The 18,354-nt window shown below is 53.7% G+C and carries 19 protein-coding genes; 7 read left to right on the top strand and 12 right to left on the bottom strand.

What is annotated here, in order from left to right:
- Nucleotides 1–27: 27 nt before the first annotated feature.
- Nucleotides 28–795: a triose-phosphate isomerase gene (gene tpiA, locus A936_RS10505; RefSeq protein ID WP_008457509.1), complete on the top strand. Its 768-nt coding sequence runs from the start codon at nucleotides 28–30 to the stop codon at nucleotides 793–795.
- A 47-nt stretch (nucleotides 796–842) separates the two neighbouring features.
- Here the strand turns inward: tpiA and A936_RS10500 are convergent, their stop codons facing one another.
- The 5 genes from A936_RS10500 to cpxP all read right to left on the bottom strand — a co-directional run bounded on the left by A936_RS10500 (nucleotide 843) and on the right by cpxP (nucleotide 6,069).
- On the bottom strand, nucleotides 843–2,147 hold the full coding sequence (locus A936_RS10500; RefSeq protein WP_008457505.1) for an SLC13 family permease: 1,305 nt from the start codon (nucleotides 2,145–2,147) through the stop codon (nucleotides 843–845).
- A 100-nt stretch (nucleotides 2,148–2,247) separates the two neighbouring features.
- Nucleotides 2,248–3,237, bottom strand: coding sequence for a sulfate ABC transporter substrate-binding protein (locus A936_RS10495; RefSeq protein WP_008457502.1), 990 nt, complete (start codon nucleotides 3,235–3,237; stop codon nucleotides 2,248–2,250).
- Nucleotides 3,238–3,388: 151 nt separating this feature from the next.
- On the bottom strand, nucleotides 3,389–4,351 hold the full coding sequence (gene pfkA, locus A936_RS10490; RefSeq protein WP_008457500.1) for a 6-phosphofructokinase: 963 nt from the start codon (nucleotides 4,349–4,351) through the stop codon (nucleotides 3,389–3,391).
- A 182-nt stretch (nucleotides 4,352–4,533) separates the two neighbouring features.
- Complete coding sequence (gene fieF / locus A936_RS10485) at nucleotides 4,534–5,436, bottom strand: CDF family cation-efflux transporter FieF (RefSeq protein ID WP_008457498.1); 903 nt, start codon at nucleotides 5,434–5,436, stop codon at nucleotides 4,534–4,536.
- 123 nt (nucleotides 5,437–5,559) lie between these two features.
- The gene (gene cpxP, locus A936_RS10480) at nucleotides 5,560–6,069 is read right to left on the bottom strand and encodes a cell-envelope stress modulator CpxP (RefSeq protein ID WP_008457489.1); all 510 of its coding nucleotides are present in this window, start codon (nucleotides 6,067–6,069) and stop codon (nucleotides 5,560–5,562) included.
- A gap of 151 nt (nucleotides 6,070–6,220) precedes the next feature.
- Between cpxP and cpxR the strand changes: the two genes are divergently transcribed.
- From cpxR to trmL, 3 genes are all read left to right on the top strand, one after another.
- Nucleotides 6,221–6,919, top strand: coding sequence for an envelope stress response regulator transcription factor CpxR (gene cpxR, locus A936_RS10475; RefSeq protein ID WP_008457487.1), 699 nt, complete (start codon nucleotides 6,221–6,223; stop codon nucleotides 6,917–6,919).
- Nucleotides 6,916–8,286, top strand: a complete 1,371-nt coding sequence (cpxA, locus tag A936_RS10470; protein WP_008457485.1) for an envelope stress sensor histidine kinase CpxA — start codon at nucleotides 6,916–6,918, stop codon at nucleotides 8,284–8,286. Before cpxR ends, cpxA begins: the two co-directional genes overlap by 4 nt.
- A gap of 102 nt (nucleotides 8,287–8,388) precedes the next feature.
- Entirely contained in the window at nucleotides 8,389–8,862 is a 474-nt protein-coding gene (gene trmL / locus A936_RS10465; RefSeq protein WP_008457484.1) for a tRNA (uridine(34)/cytosine(34)/5-carboxymethylaminomethyluridine(34)-2'-O)-methyltransferase TrmL, read from the top strand.
- On the opposite strand, the gene cysE is transcribed toward trmL, so the two are convergent.
- The 5 genes from cysE to A936_RS10440 form a co-directional block, all read right to left on the bottom strand.
- On the bottom strand, nucleotides 8,859–9,674 hold the full coding sequence (gene cysE / locus A936_RS10460) for a serine O-acetyltransferase (protein WP_008457483.1): 816 nt from the start codon (nucleotides 9,672–9,674) through the stop codon (nucleotides 8,859–8,861). The genes trmL and cysE overlap by 4 nt on opposite strands.
- 78 nt (nucleotides 9,675–9,752) lie before the next feature.
- Nucleotides 9,753–10,772 (bottom strand): NAD(P)H-dependent glycerol-3-phosphate dehydrogenase, encoded by a 1,020-nt coding sequence (gene gpsA / locus A936_RS10455; RefSeq protein ID WP_008457482.1) that lies wholly within the window; start codon nucleotides 10,770–10,772, stop codon nucleotides 9,753–9,755.
- Complete coding sequence (secB, locus tag A936_RS10450; RefSeq protein ID WP_008457481.1) at nucleotides 10,772–11,239, bottom strand: protein-export chaperone SecB; 468 nt, start codon at nucleotides 11,237–11,239, stop codon at nucleotides 10,772–10,774. The genes gpsA and secB overlap by 1 nt, the downstream gene beginning before the upstream one ends.
- 56 nt (nucleotides 11,240–11,295) lie before the next feature.
- On the bottom strand, nucleotides 11,296–11,547 hold the full coding sequence (grxC, locus tag A936_RS10445) for a glutaredoxin 3 (protein WP_008457480.1): 252 nt from the start codon (nucleotides 11,545–11,547) through the stop codon (nucleotides 11,296–11,298).
- A gap of 21 nt (nucleotides 11,548–11,568) precedes the next feature.
- Nucleotides 11,569–12,000: a rhodanese-like domain-containing protein gene (locus A936_RS10440; protein ID WP_008457479.1), complete on the bottom strand. Its 432-nt coding sequence runs from the start codon at nucleotides 11,998–12,000 to the stop codon at nucleotides 11,569–11,571.
- 247 nt (nucleotides 12,001–12,247) lie between these two features.
- Between A936_RS10440 and gpmM the strand changes: the two genes are divergently transcribed.
- The 3 genes from gpmM to A936_RS10425 are packed head-to-tail and all read left to right on the top strand — an operon-like array spanning nucleotide 12,248 to nucleotide 16,006.
- The gene (gene gpmM / locus A936_RS10435) at nucleotides 12,248–13,795 is read left to right on the top strand and encodes a 2,3-bisphosphoglycerate-independent phosphoglycerate mutase (RefSeq protein WP_008457478.1); all 1,548 of its coding nucleotides are present in this window, start codon (nucleotides 12,248–12,250) and stop codon (nucleotides 13,793–13,795) included.
- Nucleotides 13,796–13,804: 9 nt separating this feature from the next.
- Nucleotides 13,805–15,067: a murein hydrolase activator EnvC gene (envC, locus tag A936_RS10430; protein ID WP_034808738.1), complete on the top strand. Its 1,263-nt coding sequence runs from the start codon at nucleotides 13,805–13,807 to the stop codon at nucleotides 15,065–15,067.
- Nucleotides 15,068–15,115: 48 nt separating this feature from the next.
- A complete protein-coding gene (locus A936_RS10425) occupies nucleotides 15,116–16,006 on the top strand; it encodes a divergent polysaccharide deacetylase family protein (protein ID WP_085938899.1) in 891 nt (296 codons plus the stop codon).
- 39 nt (nucleotides 16,007–16,045) lie between these two features.
- Here A936_RS10425 and tdh read toward each other — a convergent pair whose 3' ends face one another.
- Together tdh and kbl are read right to left on the bottom strand one after the other, a co-directional pair.
- Nucleotides 16,046–17,071 (bottom strand): L-threonine 3-dehydrogenase, encoded by a 1,026-nt coding sequence (gene tdh / locus A936_RS10420; protein WP_008457475.1) that lies wholly within the window; start codon nucleotides 17,069–17,071, stop codon nucleotides 16,046–16,048.
- A 10-nt stretch (nucleotides 17,072–17,081) separates the two neighbouring features.
- Nucleotides 17,082–18,278 carry a glycine C-acetyltransferase gene (gene kbl, locus A936_RS10415; protein WP_008457474.1) on the bottom strand — a complete coding sequence of 399 codons (1,197 nt, stop codon included), beginning with the start codon at nucleotides 18,276–18,278 and terminating at the stop codon, nucleotides 17,082–17,084.
- Nucleotides 18,279–18,354: the final 76 nt, after the last annotated feature.

Here is an 18,354-nt window from a genome sequence, read left to right as displayed (position 1 = left end):
TTATTGCTTACCGCGTGGAGAATTAAAATGCGACATCCTTTAGTGATGGGTAACTGGAAACTGAACGGCAGCAAACACATGGTTAACGAGCTTGTTGCTAACCTGCGTAAAGAGCTGTCTGGCGTGGAAGGCTGCGGCGTGGCTATCGCCCCACCAACCATGTACCTGGACCTGGCGAAACACGCTGCTTCCGGTAGCCACATCATTCTTGGCGCGCAGAACGTAGACGTTAACCTGTCCGGCGCGTTTACCGGTGAAGTTTCTGCAGAGATGCTGAAAGATATCGGTGCTAAATACATCATCATCGGTCACTCTGAGCGTCGTACCTATCACGCTGAGTCTGATGAGTTCATCGCTAAGAAATTCGCCGTGCTGAAAGCAGCAGGGCTGGTGCCAGTTCTGTGCATCGGTGAAAGCGAAGCTGAAAACGAGGCGGGCAAAACCGAAGAAGTTTGTGCACGCCAGATCGACGCCGTGCTGAAAACTCAAGGCGCAGCAGCATTCGAAGGTGCGGTAATCGCTTACGAACCAATCTGGGCTATCGGTACCGGTAAATCTGCAACCCCAGCTCAGGCTCAGGCGGTACACAAATTTATCCGTGACCACATTGCTAAAGCTGACGCGAAAGTAGCAGAGCAAGTGATCATCCAGTACGGCGGCTCCGTTAATGATAAAAACGCAGCAGAGCTGTTTGCTCAGCCAGACATTGACGGCGCGCTGGTTGGCGGTGCATCCCTGAAAGCTGACGCTTTCGCGGTTATCGTTAAAGCAGCAGCTGAAGCGAAAAAAGCGTAATCACGCCAATAATATTGATGAACGGCTCCGCTTGCGGAGCCGTTTTTTTAGAGTTTGTGCAGCAGTTGGAACCAGCCATAGTCCAGCGGCAGCAAAATCGAAAACGTCACCACGGCCAGCGCCAGGCAAAGCTTCATCCCTTCCCTTGCCGGGACTTTTCCCAACCCCATCGCCACCACAATCGGCGACGCCATATACGGCAGAAGCGGCGTTGAGTAACCCAGCACCTGAATCATAATCACCGACAAAAGTGGAAAATCGGTCGCCTGTGAGAAGCTTTCGGCAAAAGTGGTATAGAGCGCGGGAACACCGTTCGCAGTGACGATGAAGTTGAGCAGGCTGGTGATACCGGTTAGCGCGGCAAAGCTGGTGAACGGCCTGCTGGCATCCAGGGGCATAATCGCCATTAGCTTCTCACCCACAAGTGCCCCAAGACCGATATGCGTCACAGTCGTGGCCAGCGCCAAAATGCCCGCCACATAGAAGCAGGTACGCACATTCACACCGCTGGCAAACTCCTCGCCGGAGATAAACCCCACTCGCGGTAACAGCGTCATACAGGCGGCAATCAGCCCTATCCATGCAGGACCAATGCCGTGCCAGCTTTCCGTCACCCACAACCCGAGCACAACGACCAGCAGCCACGCTAGCCGTTTTTCTTCAGGGCTCATCGGCCCTGGACTCTCAATTTGCTTTGGCGGCTGCGGTTTGCCAGGAAATAGCCAGGCAATCAGGCCTATCAGCACTAATCCTTTCAGAATGCCAAGCACCGGCGTGTGCAGCAGCAAATAAGGCAGATAGTTAAGATGCAGGCCATAAGACCCTTCCGCCGCTCCGCTCATCACCAGATTCGGCACATTCGCCGGTAAAATCGTCGCCGAGAGCTGGAAAGTGCCAAACCCCACGGCCAGCGCCAGACCGTACCAGGCGCGGGTGCCGTCGCCGATGGACGCTCTTTTCGCCATCGCCGCAACAATCGGCATCAACAGGGCAATGCGCCCCATATTTGAAGGCATAACAAATGCCAGCGCATAGCTTAGAAGCACGACGCTGCCGACCATATGTAGCCAGGAGTCGGTCAGCCGGGCGGACAGCGCCCGCGCAACTCGATCGGCCAAACCCGTTTTGCGAATCGCAATCCCCAGCACAAAACCGCTGAACACCAGCCAGAAGGCCGATGAGGCAAAACCACTAAAAATCACCTCGGCCGGGGCTATCTTTGCCACCATCGCCGCGGCAAAAAATAACAGTGCAGTCAGGTATTCCGGGAGGGCAGAAGTGGCCCAAAGGACAATGGTGATAAGGATAATAATGCCGGGCAGGATCAGAGGGTCCGATAACCAGAGCGACATACCTGTCTCCTGTAGAGTTTTTCAGCACTCTACGGGAAGATATTCTGCGAGTAAATGTCAGACCGTGGAAACAAAAATGGCCCCGCAGGGCCATTTAACGTTAACGCTTGCTGATTTGGTCGAAACTGCCGCCGTTGGAGAAGTGATCCTGCTGTGCTTTTGCCCAGCCGCCAAACTCTTCATCTATCGTGTAGAGCTTCAATTTCGGGAATTCTTTTTCGTATTTCTTCGCGACTTCAGGATCGCGCGGACGATAGTAATTCTTCGCCGCAATCTCCTGACCTTCAGGTGAGTAGAGATACTTCAGGTATGCTTCTGCCACGGCCTGAGTCCCTTTCTTCTCAACAACCTTGTCCACAACGGACACAGTCGGTTCCGCAAGAATAGATTCGCTCGGGGTCACAATCTCAAATTTGTCTTTGCCCAGTTCATTGGTAGCCAGTAACGCCTCGTTTTCCCACGCAATCAGCACATCACCAATGCCGCGCTCAACAAAGGTGTTGGTCGAACCACGGGCACCGGAGTCCAACACCTCTACGTTTTTGAATAAGGCTTTAACGAAGTCCTGTGCTTTCGCCTGATCGTTATTGTTATGGTGCAGCGCATAACCCCACGCCGCTAAATAGTTCCAACGCGCGCCGCCGGAGCTTTTCGGGTTTGGCGTGATGACAGACACACCCGGTTTGATCAGGTCGTTCCAGTCATGAATTTGTTTAGGGTTGCCTTTGCGCACCAGGAATACGATGGTGGATGTATATGGCGCAGAGTTGTCTGGCAGGCGCTTGATCCAGTTTTTATCAATGCGCCCGCGCTCGGCGATGGCATCAACATCATAGGCCAGCGCCAGGGTTACGACGTCGGCTTCAATGCCATTAATGACCGACGTTGCCTGCTTCCCGGATCCGCCGTGTGACTGGCGCACGGTGACCGTATCACCGGTTTGCTGCTTCCAGTGAGCACTGAACGCTTTGTTGTATTCTTCATACAGTTCACGAGTCGGATCGTAAGACACGTTGAGTAACTGAATATCCTTCGCCAGTACGCCACCAGAAGCCAAAAGTAATGTTAAACCCACGCCCCACTTGTTCATCGCACGCTCTCTTTATGAAGTTTGATGCGACCAGCCTGCCAGAAACTATTTCAAGGATTAAAGAATAAAAAAAGATTGGCTATAACTTTTGGCGATATAACAGGCAATAAAAAACCGGGACATGCCCGGTTTTTACTGACAGCAATCTGGATTAATACAGCTTTTTAGCGCAATCCAGCCAGTCACCTTTGAACGGACGCTTCATGTTTTCAATCGCGTCGATGATGTCATGGTGAACCAGTTTTTCGTTCTGAATACCGACGCAGCGGCCGCCAAAGCCCTGTAGCAGCAGCTCGATGGAGTAAGCCCCCATACGGGATGCCAGAATACGGTCATACGCTACCGGGGAACCACCGCGCTGGATGTGGCCCAGAACGGTAGCACGGGTTTCGCGTTTGGTTTCGGTTTCGATGTATTTAGCCAGTTCATCAACATCGCAAATGTGCTCGGTAATAGCCACAATGGCGTGTTTCTTACCTTTCGCAATCCCGGCTTTGATTTCTGCCACCAGATCTTCACGGCTGAATTCAACTTCCGGCAGCACCACAAACTCACAGCCGCCGGCGATAGCCGCAGCCAGGGTCAGGTCGCCGCAGTAACGCCCCATCACTTCAACGATGGAGATACGCTGGTGTGAAGAGGAGGTATCGCGCAGGCGGTCAATCGCTTCAACCACGGTTTCCAGCGCAGTGAAGTAACCGATGGTGTAATCGGTACCTTTAATATCGTTATCGATGGTGCCCGGCAGGCCGATGCAAGGGAAGCCCATTTCGGTCAGGCGCATCGCCCCCATGTAAGAACCGTCGCCGCCAATAACCACCAGCGCATCAATGCCGCGTTTTTTCAGGTTTTCGATAGCCACGGCGCGAATGTTTTCATCGCGGAACTCAGGGAAGCGAGCGGAGCCGAGGAATGTACCGCCACGGTTGATCATGTCGGACACGCTGTAGCGGTCCAGCTGCACCATGCGATCTTCGTACAGACCCAGGTAGCCATCATAGACACCCATGACTTCCAAACCTTCTGACAGCGCTGCACGCACCACACCGCGGATAGCCGCGTTCATGCCCGGCGCATCACCGCCACTCGTCAACACACCAATTTTTTTGATCATGACTACCTCTGAACTTTGAAAGCAAAATTAATCCTGTTGCCGGAAAACGCTGCGGGCAATCCGAAACTTCGACGCTGCCCAAATAGTATAACAACGGCTCCCAGCTGAATTGATTCAGGTCAGGCCAAATGGCGGTACATTATGCAAAAACTGCCAGTCAGCGCCAACTTTCCAACGTAAAACTAAAGCTCGAAATGCCCCTGCCGTCCCGTCGGAACAACAGAGCAAGGATCCTGGTGGATAATCACATCCGATCCTGGGAAACGCTGCAGAATCGCCTGCTCCACCTGTTCAGCCACAACATGCGCCTGAACCAGCGGTAAATTATCTTCCATCTCAATATGAAGCTGTATAAAGCGGGTCGGCCCTGACTGCCGCGTTCGGAGATCGTGGGCTCCTCTGACACCGGGCCACGCGTTCACGATATCAATAATAGCCTGACGTTCCTCGTCTGGTAACGCCCGATCAAGCAGCGATTGCACGGCTTCATAACCCATTCGCAGCGCGCTATACAAAATGTACACGCCAATACCCAAAGCAAACAGCGAATCAGCACGATGCCAACCGTACCAGGAAAGGGCCAGCGCAATAAGAATTGCGCCATTCATCATAACATCAGACTGATAATGAAGCATATCGGCCCGGACGGCCTGGCTTTGTGTTTTTCGTACCACCCAGCGCTGGAAAGTCACCAAAACTAAGGTGCTTATCAGTGCCACAATCGTCACCGCCACGCCAATGCCAGGATCTTTCATCGGTGAAGGGTCAGCCAGATGCTGAATACCGGTTAAAAACAGGAACAGGGCCGAGCCTGAGATGAACATGCTTTGTGCGAGAGCGGCCAGCGATTCCGCTTTGCCGTGACCGAATGTATGTTCTTCGTCTGCGGGCTGGAGTGAATAACGCACCACAAGCAAGTTCGTCAATGAAGCTGCGATATCGACCAGTGAGTCCACCAGCGCCGCCAGAATACTGACCGAGCCGGTATACCACCAGGCGAAAATTTTTATTAACAGTAGCAACGACGCCATAACGGTCGCCGCGATTGCAGCCCGGCTAACCAGCTGCCCATATTGTTGATTCATGGGGGCTCCCGCAGGTGAATGCCGGTAGTATAGCGGATCAGACCTGAGCGTCGGGCAAAAAAAACCCGCCTGGTGAGGCGGGGAAGACAGGGATGGTGTCTATGGCAAGGAAAACAGGGTTTGTTACTGGTTACTACGGGTACTGCTACTACTCATGGCCTGCAGCGAAACACCCTGCTGCAGTTCCGACAGTTCACGGAGATGGTCCATGCGCTGCTGGTGTTTCTCATTTAAAGCGGCTTGCTGTTCAGGACTGAGTAAGTGGTACATTTGGTTGCGTACTTTTGCCATCTCGACCTGGCGGGCAACCTGTTCTTGTGCCATTTTTTCAGCCTGAGCTTTCACTGCCACTTCATCAAATTTATCGGCGGTGATCAGACGATGCATGATCTCCATTTCGCTAACATTAACGGGTGGGCTATCATGCCTTGCCCGGTGCATAAGATCTCGCATCTGTTGGCGCTGTTGCTCAGTCAAACTTATGCCGTCAAACATGTGGTTCTGAGCGTTGTTTCGTTTTGCCAGATTATCGCTTTGTGGCCAGTTAACGCCGGTCGGCAAATCATCGGCCGAGCTGGCTAAAGAGATAAATGCCAGTGTTGAGGCCATGACGACAGCGGTAACATTGCGCATCACTTGCTCCCAAAATCTGTGTGTGCTGCGATTCAACGAGAGCCAGTCTACGATTCCCGCTGCAAACTAGCGTCAGGGGGTGTAAAACAACGTAAAGTCATGGATTAGCGCGCCTTGATGACGTAATTTCTGCCTCGGAGGTAATTTCACAATGAATAAAATCCTGTTAGTTGATGATGACCGAGAGCTGACTTCCCTGCTAAAGGAATTGCTCGACATGGAAGGTTTTGACGTGATTGTTGCTCACGATGGTGAGCAAGCGTTGACGCTTCTGGACGACAGCATCGACCTGTTATTGCTTGACGTAATGATGCCCAAGAAAAACGGTATTGATACGTTGAAAGAACTTCGCCAGACACACCAGACACCCGTCATTATGCTTACCGCTCGCGGTAGCGAACTTGACCGTGTACTCGGCCTTGAGCTGGGTGCCGATGACTACTTACCAAAACCCTTTAACGATCGTGAGCTGGTCGCCCGTATTCGCGCCATCCTGCGTCGTTCACACTGGAGCGAGCAGCAACAAAACAGCGACAGCAGTTCACCGACGGTAGAAGTCGATGGGCTGAGCCTCAATCCAGGCCGCCAGGAAGCGAGTTTCGACGGACAAGCGCTGGACTTAACCGGCACAGAGTTTACGCTGCTGTATCTCCTCGCTCAGCATCTGGGCCAGGTGGTTTCTCGTGAACATCTGAGCCAGGAAGTATTGGGTAAACGCTTAACACCGTTCGACCGCGCCATAGACATGCATATTTCCAACTTGCGTCGTAAATTGCCGGATCGCAAAGACGGTCATCCGTGGTTTAAAACCTTACGTGGTCGCGGCTATCTGATGGTTTCCGCTTCATGATAAGTAGCCTTACCGCGCGCATTTTTGCCATCTTCTGGCTGACACTGGCTCTGGTACTGATGTTAGTTTTGATGCTGCCGAAGCTGGATTCACGCCAGATGACCGAGCTGATGGAAAATGAGCAACGTCAGGGCTACATGATTGAGCAACACGTCGAAGCTGAACTGGCAACCGATCCACCGAATGATTTGATGTGGTGGCGGCGTCTGTTCCGTGCCATCGACAAATGGGCACCTCCAGGCCAGCGTTTGCTGCTGGTCACCAGCGAAGGGCGCGTCATTGGCGCCCAACGCAACGAAATGCAGATCATCCGTAACTTTATCGGCCAGTCCGATAACGCCGATCATCCCCAGAAAAAGAAATATGGGCGAGTTGAGCTAGTTGGCCCATTTTCGGTGCGAGATGGTGAAGATAACTACCAACTTTACCTGATTCGCCCAGCCAGCAGCTCGCAATCTGACTTTATCAACCTGCTATTCGACCGGCCTTTACTACTGCTAATTGTCACCATGCTGGTAAGTTCTCCGCTATTACTTTGGCTGGCCTGGAGCCTCGCGAAACCTGCCCGCAAGCTCAAGAATGCAGCAGATGAAGTCGCCCAGGGCAACCTACGCCAGCATCCAGAACTCGAGGCTGGGCCACAGGAATTCCAGGCCGCGGGCGCGAGCTTCAACCAAATGGTGACTGCGTTGGAGCGAATGATGACGGCGCAGCAGAGGTTGTTGTCGGATATCTCCCATGAACTCCGCACGCCGCTGACCCGCCTGCAGCTTGGAACCGCGCTACTGCGTCGCCGCAGCGGTGAGAGCAAAGAGTTGGGGCGCATAGAAACAGAAGCCCAGCGTCTGGACGGCATGATTAATGACCTGCTGGTGATGTCGCGCAATCAGCAAAAAAATGCGCTGGTCAGCGAAACAATGAAAGCGAACCAAATCTGGGCAGAAATGCTGGATAACGCTGCGTTTGAAGCAGAGCAAATGGGTAAGTCGTTGGAAGTCACCTACCCGCCGGGTCCGTGGCTGATGTACGGTAACCCAAATGCCCTGGAAAGTGCGCTGGAGAATATTGTTCGCAATGCTCTGCGTTACTCGCACACCAAGATAGCTGTGAATTTCTCCGTCGATAATCAGGGCATTACCGTCACCGTTGACGATGACGGCCCGGGCGTCAGTCCGGAAGACAGAGAGCAGATTTTCCGTCCGTTTTATCGTACGGATGAAGCGCGCGATCGCGAGTCGGGGGGGACAGGTCTCGGTCTGGCTATCGTGGAAACCGCCGTGCAGCAGCATCGTGGCTGGGTAAAAGCTGACGACAGCCCGCTGGGCGGCCTGCGCCTGACGCTCTGGCTGCCGCTTTATCACCGCTGACAAACAGGATAAACATTCGCAATACCAGGCTCTACGGAGCCTGTTTTCATTTCTGCTCAGGCGCTATTTTGCTATTCTGCGCCCCTAGTTGATGGGGGTTGTATGTTAAATATCGTTTTGTTTGAGCCAGAAATTCCGCCCAATACCGGGAACATTATCCGCCTGTGCGCCAACACTGGTTTCCGCCTGCACATCATCGAGCCAATGGGCTTTCCCTGGGATGATAAACGCCTGCGTCGCGCCGGGCTGGATTATCACGAATTTACGACAGTGCTGCGCCATCGCGACTATAACGCCTTTCTGGAAGCCGAAAACCCTCAGCGCCTGTTTGCTTTAACAACCAAAGGAACACCCGCCCACAGTGCTGTGAGCTATCAGGCTGGGGATTATTTGATGTTTGGCCCGGAAACTCGCGGGCTACCCGCTGAGATACTGAACGCCATGCCGCCAGAACAAAAGATTCGCATTCCCATGATGCCGGACAGCCGCAGCATGAACCTCTCTAACTCGGTGTCCGTAGTGGTCTATGAAGCCTGGCGCCAGCTAGGGTATCAGGGCGCTGTTCTCAGAAGCTAAATGCCGTCGCCGTATTCAAAGCCTGCGCCGTTGAAGTGCTGATCCATATCTATCGCTGGCTTGTCACTTCCCGGCGTACCCACGATTCGCGCCGGCACGCCAGCTGCCGTTGTATGCGGCGGAACAGGCTGGAGCACGACGGAGCCTGCGCCAATTTTTGCGCCGGTTCCGACCTCAATATTGCCGAGGATCTTGGCACCCGCACCAATCATTACGCCTTCGCGGATTTTCGGATGGCGATCGCCACTGGTTTTACCGGTACCGCCCAGCGTGACTGATTGCAGAATAGACACATCGTTTTCGACGACCGCAGTCTCACCAATGACAATCCCGGTGGCATGGTCAAGCATAATCCCGCACCCAATTTTTGCCGCAGGGTGAATATCAACCTGGAAAGAGACGGAGACCTGGTTCTGCAAGAAGATAGCCAGCGCCTGTCGCCCCTGCAGCCAAAGCCAATGGCCAATGCGATACGCCTGCAGCGCATGGAAGCCTTTAAGATAAAGCAGCGGCGTTGAATACTTGTCTACCGCAGGGTCACGCGTACGCACCGCCTGGATGTCGCAAGCGGCAGAGGCAATCATCTGCGGATCGGCAGCGTAGGCCTCTTCAACCACTTCGCGAATGGCAATGGCCGGCATAATCGGCGAAGCCAGCTTATTGGCCAACATGTAGCTGAGCGCGTTTCCAAGATTATCGTGCTTGAGGAGCGTCGCATGATAAAAACTGGCCAACATGGGTTCACAATCCGCAAGCGCTCGCGCTTCGGCTTTAATATTGCTCCACACCAAATCCAGTTCTTCAGACGACATTGCTCTCTCCAGACAGAAAAACAACGCCCGACACCAGGGTCGGGACGTTTCAGTTATTGCGGTGTATTAGGCGATCCTTCATTTGCCGCTTCGTTCATCCTTACGAGTACGACCAAGCAACGTTAATGCTGCCTCGCGCGCATTTTTTCCGCAATACAATACCTGATAAATTTCCTCGGTTATTGGCATTTCGATGCCTACCCGAGCCGCCAGCTCGCGAACTTCTTTGGTATTGCGATAGCCTTCAACCACCTGGCCAATCTTTTGCTGTGCTCCATCTACATCCATTCCTTGACCGAGCATCATGCCAAAGCGACGGTTGCGAGACTGGTTGTCGGTACAGGTCAGTACCAGATCGCCCAAGCCGGCCATGCCCATAAAGGTTTCCGGCGAAGCACCGAGCGCGCTGCCAAGGCGAGTCATCTCCGCGAGACCACGAGTGATAAGCGCAGTACGCGCATTGGCGCCAAACCCGATGCCGTCCGACATCCCTGCGCCAATAGCGATAACGTTTTTAACCGCACCGCCAAGCTGAACGCCGATGAAATCAGGATTGCTGTAGACACGGAAGCTTTTACCGCAGTGCAGAAGATGTTGGAGGTCATCCGCAAACTGGTCATCGGTTGCCGCAAGCGCAATCGCCGTCGGTAAACCTGCTGCCAGCTCTTTCGCGAATGTTGGGCCAGAAATGACGGCCAGGGGAACATCATCCCCCAGCGCCTCTCGGGCAACATCCTGCAGTAGACGACCCGTTTCAGCTTCCAGCCCTTTTGTCGCCCACACAATACGTGCATCCGGGCGCATCAGCGGCTTGATTTGGCGCAACACTTGCCCAAACACATGGCTCGGTACAACCACCAGAATATTACGGCTGGCGGCCAACGCTACGGCTAAATCACTCTCAAGATGTAAAGTGTCGGGAAAAGGGACATCGGGCAGGAAAGCCGCATTGCAGCGATCGGCCTGCAGCGTGGCAATATGTTTGGCATCATGACCCCACAACACAACGTGGTGGCCATTTCTCGCAAGGGTGATTGCGAGAGCGGTGCCGTAAGAGCCGGCACCGATAACAGTCATTGAAGCATTAAGGCTGTTCATCAGGCATCCTGATGGTTTTCAGCACCTTCGCCAGCTTGCTGCTGCAGATAGTTCATGAACAACGCATCGAAGTTAACCGGTGCAAGGTTCAGCTGCGGGAAAGTGCCGCGAGAAACCAGGCTAGTGATACATTCACGCGCATATGGGAACAGAATGTTCGGGCAGTATGCGCCCAGGCAATGCGCCAGCTGCGTGCCTTCGATACCGTCAACGGAGAAGATACCCGCCTGCTGAACTTCACACAGGAAAGCGGTGTCTTCACCCAGCGTAGCGGTCACGGTTACGCGCAGCACAACTTCATAAACATTTTCAGCCAGTTGGCTGGATGCAGTATCCAGATCCAGTTTTACTTCCGGCTGCCAGTCTTTCTGGAAGACGTGCGGTGCGTTAGGTGCTTCGAAAGAGACATCCTTGGTGTAAACACGCTGAATCTGGAAACCCATTTCTGTATTGTTTTGTTCTGACATTGTTAACCCTTAAATTTAAACGTCCTTACTCTGCGATACACGGCAGACAAACCGCACTAGCTCAGCAGGGGATCGAGTCCACCACGCGCATCCAGTGCGTACAAGTCATCGCAACCGCCAATGTGCTGTGCGTCAATAAAAATCTGCGGTACCGTGGTGCGACCACTGCGTTTGATCATCTCTTCCCGCTTAGCGGCATCACCATCAATAGGTAATTCCTGAAACGCCACGCCTTTTTCGTTCAGCAGGGCTTTTGCACGGTGGCAAAAAGGACAAGTCGCTTTGGTATAGATCTCAATATTCGCCATGGTTTACCTCAGTTTTCCAGATTATTTACCGCGAACCAGCGGCAGGTTTTCCCCGTTCCAGCCGGCAATACCTTCTTTTAGCAGCGCAACATGCTCAAAACCAGCCTTGTGCAACAAAGCCGCTGATTCTTGTGAAGAAACACCATTAGCGCATACCACAATAATGGGCTTCGCTTTATGTTTTTCAAGTTCACCCAAGTTGCCGTTTTTGATTTCAGTTGGCAGCACGTTCAGTGAATTTGCAATGTGGCCTTTACGGAAGTCGTCACGCTGGCGCACATCAACCACCACCGCATCTTCTTTGTTAATTAAGCGAGTGGCTTCACCACGAGTGATCACTTTAACTTTAGAGGCCAGGCCTTTAAAGGTCATGAAAAGTACCGCGGCCAGCAGGCCAACCCACGCCAGACTAAGTATGGGGTGGCGACCAACGAATTGCATAATTTCTTGCATGGGGGGTAATAACTCCCGACTAAGTAATGATGAGAAAACCAGGTGGGGAGTATACCTTCGCGTTGTGGCAATTACAGCCAGTCTGAATAATGTTATGTGGATTCTGCGGGCTGTTACGGAAAAAAAGAACCAGACTGATGAAATCCGATCGCCATCCAACCTCTTTCTTTGATCTTCCGCGGCTATTCGCCCGGATCGGCTGTAGTAAAATTACGCAAATTTTGTCTTAGACTCAGAGGTTGTTGCAATGTCGGTTACTAAAAAACCTATGGTCCTGGTCATTCTCGATGGCTATGGCCACCGCGAAGAGCAGCAGGATAACGCGATTCTTAATGCTAAAACGCCGGTGATGGATAGCCTGTGGGCCCAGCGCCCGCATACCCTGATCAACGCATCAGGCCTGGAAGTCGGCCTGCCAGACGGGCAAATGGGTAACTCCGAAGTGGGCCACGTCAACCTCGGTGCCGGCCGCATCGTCTACCAGGATCTGACTCGCCTGGACGTTGAAATTAAAGAACGTGCTTTCTTTGCTAATCCGGTCCTGACCGGTGCGGTAGACAAAGCCGTTGCCGCCGGTAAAGCGGTACATATCATGGGTCTGGTTTCTCCCGGTGGCGTTCACAGCCATGAAGACCATATTCTGGCGATGATCGAGCTGGCGGCCGAGCGAGGCGCTGAAGCTATTTATCTGCATGCTTTCCTTGATGGCCGTGACACGCCGCCACGCAGCGCAGAGTCTTCCCTGAAGAAATTTGCCGACAAGTTCGCTGAGCTGGGCAAAGGCCGCGTTGCCACCCTGATTGGCCGTTACTACGCTATGGACCGCGACAACCGCTGGGATCGCGTTGAGCTGGCTTACGACCTGATGACTCAGGCCAAAGGGGAATTCCAGGCAGACAATGCGGTTGCTGGTCTGGAAGCCGCTTACGCTCGTGACGAAAACGATGAATTCGTTAAGCCAACCGTGATTCGCGCCGCAGGTGAAGCCGGATCTGCTATGAACGACGGCGATGCATTAATCTTCATGAACTTCCGTGCTGACCGTGCCCGCCAGATCACTCGCGCCTTTGTTAACGGCGATTTCGACGGCTTCAGCCGCAAAAAAGTGGTGCAGTTTGGCGACTTCGTGATGCTGACTGAATATGCCGCAGACATTAAAACGGCCTGCGCTTACCCACCAGCGTCACTGACCAATACTTTCGGTGAGTGGATGGCGAAACACAATAAAACTCAGTTACGCATCTCCGAAACCGAGAAATACGCTCACGTGACCTTCTTCTACAACGGCGGCGTTGAAGAGCCGTTCGCGGGTGAAGATCGCGTCCTGGTGAATTCTCCGAAAGTGGCGACCTACGATTTGCAGCCTGAAATGAGCTCTGCTGAACTGACCGATAAGCTGCTGAGTGCCATCAACAGCGGCAAGTACGACACCATCATCTGCAACTACCCGAACGGTGACATGGTTGGCCACACCGGCGTCTATGATGCTGCGATTTCCGCCGTTGAAGCCCTCGACAACTGTGTCGCTCAGGTGGTTAAAGCCGTTGAGGCCGTTGGCGGTCAGCTGTTGATCACTGCAGATCACGGTAACGCTGAGCAAATGCGCGACCCGGCTACCGGCCAGGCCCATACCGCGCACACCAGCCTGCCGGTTCCGCTGATCTACGTGGGTGAAAAAAACCTGAAAGCTGTCGCTGGCGGCAAGCTTTCGGACATCGCGCCAACCATGTTGAGCCTGATGGGAATGGAAATCCCGCACGAGATGACTGGCAAGCCGCTGTTCATCGTGGAATAATCCCTCCCCATGAGGGGAAAGGCGATTTTTTCAAAGACATGGGCTGTGAAGCCCGTTATCTACGCCAGCGTGTTTAGCGCTGGCGTCTTGTTATGGCCTTTTTCCAGCCACGCTGACGACAAGCAGCAGCTGCAATCCATTCAACAGGATATCGCTGCCAAAGAGCGTGCGGTGCGTCAGCAGCAGCAGCAACGCTCCGTTTTACTCGCTCAGCTCAAAGCTCAGGAAGAAGCGATTTCCGCGGCCAGCCGTAAGCTGCGCGAAACCCAGAACACCCTCGCCGATTTAAACAATCAAATCGCGACGCTGAACAACTCCCTCGCCAAACTGCAAAAACAGCAGGCAACCCAGGAACGTAACCTGGCTGCCCAGCTAGATGCGGCGTTTCGTCAGGGTCAGCATACTGGTATTCAGTTGATTCTTAGCGGCGAAGAAAGCCAGCGTGGCCAGCGCCTGCAGGCCTATTTCGGTTACCTTAATGCTGCGCGTCAGCAGACTATCGAAGCGTTAAAACAGACCAAAGCAGAAGCCGCACAGCAGAAAACCGAGCTGGAAAGTAAGCAAAGCGAGCAGCAAACCTTGCTGTATGACCAGCAGGCGCAACAGGCCAAGCTGGAGAGCGCCCGCAACGAACGCAAAAAGACGCTGGCAGGCCTGGAATCCTCCATTCAGCAGGATCAGCAGAAGCTGAGTGAGATGCGCCAGAACCAGACGCGCTTACAAAATCAGATAGCCCGTGCAGAAGCAGCGGCAAAAGCTCGAGCCGAGCGTGAGGCTCGCGAAGCAGAGCAGGTTCGTAATAAACAGCAGGAAGCCTCCAACAAAGGCACAACCTACAAGCCAACCGAAAGCGAACGTTCATTAATGTCGAGAACAGGTGGCCTGGGTGCGCCACGTGGGCAGGCATACTGGCCGGTTCGCGGTTCGTTACTGCATCGCTATGGCGAACAGCTGCAAGGTGAACTACGTTGGAAAGGTATCGTTATTGCGGCGTCAGAAGGCACAGAAGTTAAAGCCATTGCCGACGGACGCGTGATCCTTGCCGACTGGCTTCAGGGCTATGGTCTTGTTGTCGTCATTGAACACGGTAAAGGCGATATGAGTCTCTACGGCTACAACCAGAGCGCGTTGGTCAGCGTCGGCACCCAGGTACGTGCCGGACAACCTATTGCACTGGTCGGTAGCAGTGGCGGCCAAGGCCGTCCGTCACTCTATTTCGAAATTCGTCGCCAGGGCCGGGCAGTGAATCCACAACCGTGGTTGGGAAGATAAGTTTTGCCTCAGTTCCGCACCGTTTTTTTCGTCGCCGCCAGCGGGCTAATGCTGGCAACCTCCGCGTGGGCCGGTAAGCTCTCAATCGTCATCGACGACTTCGGCTATCGTCCTCAACAGGAAAACCAGGTGCTGGCCCTGCCGACTAACGTCTCTGTCGCCGTGCTACCCAACGCACCACACGCTCGCGAAATGGCCACTAAAGCCCATAATGCCGGGCACGAAGTTCTGATCCATCTGCCGATGGCGCCACTTAGCAAACAACCGCTAGAGAAAGATACGCTCCGCCCGGACATGAGCAGCAGCGAAATCGAGAGAATTATCCGCGACGCGGTGAACAAAGTCCCTTATGCAGTTGGGATGAATAACCATATGGGCAGCGCGATGACCTCCAGCCTGTTCGGTATGCAAAAAGTGATGCTGTCGCTGGAGCAGTACAATCTCTATTTCCTGGACAGCATGACCATCGGTAACAGCCAGGCCACGCGCGCCGCGGTCGGCACTCGTGTCAAAGTGATTAAGCGGAAAGTGTTCCTCGACGATACTCAGAACGAAGCGGATATTCGCTTTCAGTTCAATCGCGCTATCCAGCTTGCTCGCAAAACCGGGTCAGCAATCGCCATCGGTCACCCCCATCCTTCAACGGTTCGTGTCCTCCAGCAGATGGTGTACAACCTGCCGCCGGACATCACCCTGGTGCGGCCGAGCAGCCTGCTTAATGAGCCACAGGTAGATACCTCAACGCCGAATAATACTCAGCCGGGGAAACTGCCACCGCCGCGTAACCCGTTCCGTGGCGTGAAGGTGTGTAAACCGAAACAGCCTCTTGAGCCGGTGTACGCCACCACCTACTTTAAAGTCATCAGTGAAAGTATTGCCGAGAGCGCGCTGGTGAAATATCTCCAGCATCAGTGGCAGGGTTGGGCCAAACAGGCCTGATTGAAAAACCAGAGGGCGCGATGCCCTCTGGTTCAATGATTAATCCCAGCTCAGGATAACTTTGCCTGACTGCCCGGAGCGCATCGCGTCAAAGCCTTTCTGGAACTCATCAATAGAGAAGCGGTGGGTGATAATCGGGGACAGATCCAGGCCAGACTGAATCAGGGCGGCCATCTTGTACCAGGTTTCAAACATCTCGCGGCCATAGATACCTTTAATAAACAACCCCTTAAAGATAACTTTGGTCCAGTCGATAGACATATCTGACGGCGGGATCCCCAGCATCGCAATACGGCCACCGTGATTCATGGTGTCAAGCATGGTGCGGAACGCCGGTGGTGCGCCGGACATCTCCAGACCCACGTCAAACCCTTCGGTCATCCCCAGCTCGCTCATCACGTCCTGCAGGCTTTCTTTGCTGACGTTGACCGCACGAGTGATTCCCATTTCACGCGCCAGCTCGAGGCGGTATTCGTTCACGTCGGTAATCACTACGTTACGCGCACCGACATGCTTTGCTACTGCCGCCGCCATGATCCCGATAGGGCCCGCGCCGGAGACCAGCACATCTTCGCCCACCAGGTCGAACGAAAGTGCCGTGTGCACTGCGTTGCCGAACGGGTCGAAGATGGAAGCCAGGTCGTCTGAGATATTGTCCGGGATCTTGAACGCATTAAACGCCGGGATAACCAAATACTCAGCAAAACAGCCAGGGCGGTTCACACCCACGCCGGTAGTGTTACGGCACAGGTGGGTACGCCCGCCGCGGCAGTTACGACAGTGTCCACAGGTGATGTGCCCTTCGCCGGAAACGCGATCGCCAATCTTGAAGCCTTTCACTTCCTGGCCTATGCCGACCACTTCACCCACGTATTCGTGGCCCACAACCATAGGAACAGGAATGGTTTTTTGCGACCATTCGTCCCAGTTGTAAATATGGACGTCGGTCCCGCAAATCGCCGTTTTACGAATTTTGATCAGCAGATCGTTATGACCCATTTCCGGCTTGGGAGCATCCGTCATCCAGATGCCTTCTTCCGCCTTCAGTTTTGCTAATGCTTTCATGACCGCTCCCTTAAGCGATAACGCCTAATTGCTTACCGATGCGCGTAAACGCATCTACCGCACGTTCAATTTGCTCAGGAGTATGCGCCGCCGACATTTGGGTGCGAATACGTGCCTGACCTTTTGGCACCACCGGGTAGAAGAAACCGGTGACATAAATACCTTCTTTTTGCAGCTCGCGCGCAAAGTTTTGCGCCACAACTGCTTCACCAAGCATCACTGGAATAATGGCGTGATCTGCACCTGCAAGCGTAAATCCGGCAGCGCTCATTTTTTCACGGAACAGACGAGCGTTTGACCACAGACGCTCACGCAGCTCTTCGCCTGACTCCAGCATTTCCAGTACCTTGATAGAGGCGGAAACAATGGCTGGCGCGAGTGAATTTGAGAAAAGGTAAGGACGGGAACGCTGGCGAAGCCATTCGATAACTTCTTTGCGACCTGCGGTATAGCCACCAGAAGCACCGCCCAGCGCTTTACCCAGCGTGCCGGTAATAATATCAACCCGGTCCATGACATCGCAGTATTCGTGCGTACCGCGCCCATTGGCACCAACAAAGCCCACGGCGTGGGAGTCATCGACCATAACCAGCGCATTGTACTTATCCGCCAGATCGCAAACGCCCTGCAGGTTGGCAATCACACCGTCCATTGAGAACACGCCATCGGTGGCAATCATCACATGGCGAGCACCGGCTGCACGAGCCTCTTTCAGGCGAGCTTCCAGTTCCTGCATATCGTTGTTGGCATAGCGATAGCGCTGTGCTTTACACAGGCGCACACCGTCGATAATTGAGGCATGGTTCAGTGCGTCAGAAATGATGGCATCTTCCGGCCCGAGCAGCGTCTCAAACAGGCCACCATTGGCATCGAAGCAGGAGGAGTAAAGAATCGCATCGTCCGTTCCCAGGAAATCGGCCAGCTTGCTTTCCAACTGTTTATGGCTGCCCTGAGTACCGCAAATAAAGCGGACCGAAGCCATACCAAAACCGTGTTTATCCATCCCCTGTTTAGCCGCTTCAATCAGCTGCGGATGGTTAGCAAGACCCAGATAGTTGTTGGCGCAGAAGTTAATAACGTGGCTACCGTCCGCGACGGTGATGTCCGCCTGCTGGGCGGAGGTGATAATACGTTCTTCTTTAAAAAGCCCTTCTGCTCGAGCGGTTTCGAGTTGGGAAGTCAGCTGTTGGTAAAAATCTTCGCGCATCGCGATTCTCCAGGCATGGCAAGTTTTGGCACATCTTACCCAAACCTATATCACCAGGCGAGATGACGCTTCAGGG

It is taken from the genome of Enterobacter sp. Ag1 (genome assembly GCA_000277545.1).
In the GTDB taxonomy this organism is placed as follows: Bacteria; Pseudomonadota; Gammaproteobacteria; order Enterobacterales; family Enterobacteriaceae; genus Cedecea.
This window is presented reverse-complemented; position numbering and strand designations above follow the sequence as displayed.

What these genes read in the sequence shown, in the direction of transcription:
- grxC (WP_008457480.1), bottom strand. Translation starts at nt 11,547, where the DNA reads ATGGCGAATATTGAGATCTATACCAAAGCGACTTGTCCTTTTTGCCAC.
- cysE (WP_008457483.1), bottom strand. Translation starts at nt 9,674, where the DNA reads ATGTCGTCTGAAGAACTGGATTTGGTGTGGAGCAATATTAAAGCCGAA.
- envC (WP_034808738.1), top strand. Translation starts at nt 13,805, where the DNA reads ATGAGGGGAAAGGCGATTTTTTCAAAGACATGGGCTGTGAAGCCCGTT.
- tpiA (WP_008457509.1), top strand. Translation starts at nt 28, where the DNA reads ATGCGACATCCTTTAGTGATGGGTAACTGGAAACTGAACGGCAGCAAA.
- A936_RS10500 (WP_008457505.1), bottom strand. Translation starts at nt 2,147, where the DNA reads ATGTCGCTCTGGTTATCGGACCCTCTGATCCTGCCCGGCATTATTATC.
- pfkA (WP_008457500.1), bottom strand. Translation starts at nt 4,351, where the DNA reads ATGATCAAAAAAATTGGTGTGTTGACGAGTGGCGGTGATGCGCCGGGC.
- fieF (WP_008457498.1), bottom strand. Translation starts at nt 5,436, where the DNA reads ATGAATCAACAATATGGGCAGCTGGTTAGCCGGGCTGCAATCGCGGCG.
- cpxR (WP_008457487.1), top strand. Translation starts at nt 6,221, where the DNA reads ATGAATAAAATCCTGTTAGTTGATGATGACCGAGAGCTGACTTCCCTG.
- A936_RS10425 (WP_085938899.1), top strand. Translation starts at nt 15,116, where the DNA reads ATGCTGGCAACCTCCGCGTGGGCCGGTAAGCTCTCAATCGTCATCGAC.
- tdh (WP_008457475.1), bottom strand. Translation starts at nt 17,071, where the DNA reads ATGAAAGCATTAGCAAAACTGAAGGCGGAAGAAGGCATCTGGATGACG.
- gpmM (WP_008457478.1), top strand. Translation starts at nt 12,248, where the DNA reads ATGTCGGTTACTAAAAAACCTATGGTCCTGGTCATTCTCGATGGCTAT.
- kbl (WP_008457474.1), bottom strand. Translation starts at nt 18,278, where the DNA reads ATGCGCGAAGATTTTTACCAACAGCTGACTTCCCAACTCGAAACCGCT.
- cpxA (WP_008457485.1), top strand. Translation starts at nt 6,916, where the DNA reads ATGATAAGTAGCCTTACCGCGCGCATTTTTGCCATCTTCTGGCTGACA.
- gpsA (WP_008457482.1), bottom strand. Translation starts at nt 10,772, where the DNA reads ATGAACAGCCTTAATGCTTCAATGACTGTTATCGGTGCCGGCTCTTAC.
- trmL (WP_008457484.1), top strand. Translation starts at nt 8,389, where the DNA reads ATGTTAAATATCGTTTTGTTTGAGCCAGAAATTCCGCCCAATACCGGG.
- secB (WP_008457481.1), bottom strand. Translation starts at nt 11,239, where the DNA reads ATGTCAGAACAAAACAATACAGAAATGGGTTTCCAGATTCAGCGTGTT.
- cpxP (WP_008457489.1), bottom strand. Translation starts at nt 6,069, where the DNA reads ATGCGCAATGTTACCGCTGTCGTCATGGCCTCAACACTGGCATTTATC.
- A936_RS10440 (WP_008457479.1), bottom strand. Translation starts at nt 12,000, where the DNA reads ATGCAAGAAATTATGCAATTCGTTGGTCGCCACCCCATACTTAGTCTG.
- A936_RS10495 (WP_008457502.1), bottom strand. Translation starts at nt 3,237, where the DNA reads ATGAACAAGTGGGGCGTGGGTTTAACATTACTTTTGGCTTCTGGTGGC.